The sequence below is a fragment of the Neisseria sp. HMSC061H08 genome (assembly GCF_001836795.1).
Taxonomy (GTDB): domain Bacteria; phylum Pseudomonadota; class Gammaproteobacteria; order Burkholderiales; family Neisseriaceae; genus Neisseria; species Neisseria subflava_A.
The window spans coordinates 1653-4172 of record NZ_KV830566.1; the positions used below are offsets into that span (position 1 = coordinate 1653).

Below are 2520 nucleotides of genomic sequence, written 5' to 3' on the forward strand. Positions count from 1 at the left end.
ACCGCATTCTGCCCCAACACGCCCCCTACCTGTGCGTTGAACAGGGCATTGGTGTTTGCGCCGTTAGTGCTGCTTTTGCTCCCCGCTTTCAGGCTGCCTCCGGCCGCACCCACCACCGAAGCGATAGCACCGGTCTGCGCTTTGATCTCTTCTTTGATGTGTTCGGGTAACAGGTTGGGATTGAATTTCCCCGTTATCGGGTCGATGGCAGTGCGGCCGTCGTCGTATTGTTTGGCCAGGTATTCGGCTGCGCGTTCGGCGGCAACGGCGGCGCTGCCGCCGGCCAGCGGGTCGGCGCCGTTGGCGTAGGCCAAGGCGGCACCGAGCATAAAGTGGCCGATTGCTTGCGCGGCTTCGTTTTTGTTTTCACCGTGGCCGAAGCGCTTGCCGATGGCGGCTGCGGCATACGGTGCCAACGTATTGGCCGCCAGCTGTAAATCACCCTGTCCGCCCAGGGCGCCGGTAATCAGGGTTTCGGCGGCGCTAAGCGCACGGCTTTTGCTGCCGCCTACGCCCCAGCTTCGGGCTTCTTGGTAAGCTTGGGCATACTTCGCGTTCCCCAGCCTCATGGACAGCCGTTCGCTGTCGCTTTTACCGGCATATTGCTCATAACTGCCGTCGTTTTGCTCTTTCAGACGGCCTTCGTAAGCGGCCTGTTGTTTTTCCAGCTCTTCGGCTGCCGCTTTGGCACGGTTGCCACTATAGGTGGCAACGGCGCTGTGGATGACGGCAGTCGATTGGGCGACGGTTTGCTGTTTGTCGAGTAGGTTTTGCAGATCGGGTACGGCTTCGGCGCTGCGGTGGGCGTTTTGCAGATCGGTTTGGATGCCGAGTGCTCGGGCGCTGGTGGCTTGGTCGCCGATGGTGATGTTGCCTTCGCTGAGTACGGAGCGGGTATAGCCTTGGCTGCCGCCGCTTTCATGTTGCGGCAGGGTGGGGCTGTAGTTGAGGCCTTGCTTGATGTTTTGGCCGGCGGTTTGGGACGCACGGCCGAAGGCGCTTTGATTGAAGCCGCCGCTGCCTTTCAGGCTGCCGCCGTAGCCGGCGCCGATACCCATGCTTTGGGCACTGTAGCTGCTTTCGTTGCGGATGTCTTCAAAGCTGAAACTGCGGGCGGTGAGTTCGTTGTGGTCTTTGTCTGCGGCAGAAGCGATGGCGCCGCCTTTGAGCCGGACGCTGTCGGCGGTGATGTGATAACCGCCTTCGCCGGCAAAGAGACCGCTTTGGCTGCCGACGTTAAAAGACAGCCTGGATATTTTTCAGACTGTCTTTTTGAAGAGATGAAAGTTATTTGTTTCTCAATATCTCAATAAGGGCGGCTTTGGACTGGTAGAAGTCCAAATCAAATAATGAAATGCCTAAATGTTTGCAATATTCTTCGATCATCTCCACAGTCAGCCTGTTTTTTTTGAGTCTTTCGGTATATTTTTCTGTCTGTTCAAACGGCAGCGGCGTGCCATATTCCATAAACTCGACACGACTGGTTTCTTTATGCAGCATAACATTTCTGGTTTCGCAGTCATGACGGGAAACCTGTTTGCTGCCCTCATACAGGGTAAATGAGACCGCACCGAATTCGTCTTTGCCAAAATATGGACGTAAATACATAGTCAATAATCTGATTTTCCACAGCAAGGCTTCATACGGCACACTTGAAAAGTCTGTGCCGTTCCGGTTATTACCTATTAGCAATGACCAATCAGACTGCGTTTCCAACAATAAATATTTGGATGATCCGGTAATCTCAAGCGGATTCAAGAAATCCAATTTCTGACTGAGGGTATACTCCTCATCCAAATACGATAGTTTCGGTTTTAGATTTTGATAAAAATCACTTAAATCCATACGTCTTTTTAGATAAAGATCCAGTGCTTTTTCAAATGGCGCGCCAATAAAATAAAACTGTTTCAGGCTCGGATGGCCGTCTCTTGCAAGAAAAAAATCTTTGTTTACATTCATAATTTAATCCACAGTCCTTAAAATTACAATAGCATCCGGATCATTACTCAATGCTCTCGATGCATGTCCGGCTCCACGGTTTGAGCTGGTGCGATCGTATTCGATATAAATTCGTTTATTGGAATTTGGTAGAGTGGCTTGAACATCCGGACGGCAGATCCCTACACGGCACATTTGGTTATTGACCTGCTGCTGGTTGATCCTAATATCTTCTGCACCCATTGAGCGTAAGTAAGCCACATCGTCCTGCATAATTTGGTTTTGTTCCTTACTGGCGGTTTTAAAGCCGAAACCGGCTTCAACGGACAGCAGGACGGCGCCTTGCTGTCCGTTGTTGCTTTTAAGGGCGTCGGCTACTTTGCCGACGGAATCGGCCAGTTGGTAGGCTTGGGCGCCGGCGTCATCTGATTATTTTGAAATTGCCATTTCAATGACTTGCTCAACATAGTTGTTTTCCAAATCAATTACGTCTCCTTTTCTTTGATTTGATTTTTTTAGTTCATTATATGCATAAAAAATGACGATTTTCTTCCCTTCACAAAATAAATGTCTGTCGGATTT

Annotated in this window: 2 protein-coding genes and 1 pseudogene; 1 reads left to right on the forward strand and 2 read right to left on the reverse strand. The window is 50.8% G+C overall.

The features are described from left to right. Window positions 1-1058: pseudogene (locus tag HMPREF2675_RS11535) on the reverse strand (adhesin); the annotation flags it as partial. A 3-nt stretch (window positions 1059-1061) separates the two neighbouring features. On the opposite strand from HMPREF2675_RS11535, the gene HMPREF2675_RS11460 reads away from it, so the two are divergent. Next, complete coding sequence (locus HMPREF2675_RS11460; RefSeq protein ID WP_107792515.1) at window positions 1062-1313, forward strand: hypothetical protein; 252 nt, start codon at window positions 1062-1064, stop codon at window positions 1311-1313. Here HMPREF2675_RS11460 and HMPREF2675_RS04925 read toward each other — a convergent pair. Beyond that, window positions 1288-1959 carry a hypothetical protein gene (locus tag HMPREF2675_RS04925; RefSeq protein WP_003686835.1) on the reverse strand — a complete coding sequence of 224 codons (672 nt, stop codon included), beginning with the start codon at window positions 1957-1959 and terminating at the stop codon, window positions 1288-1290. The two genes, HMPREF2675_RS11460 and HMPREF2675_RS04925, sit on opposite strands and share 26 nt — an antisense overlap. Window positions 1960-2520 lie beyond the last annotated feature (561 nt).

Bases quoted from the DNA above. Each gene is read 5' to 3' on its own strand.
- HMPREF2675_RS04925 (WP_003686835.1), bottom strand. From the start codon at position 1,959: ATGAATGTAAACAAAGATTTTTTTCTTGCAAGAGACGGCCATCCGAGC.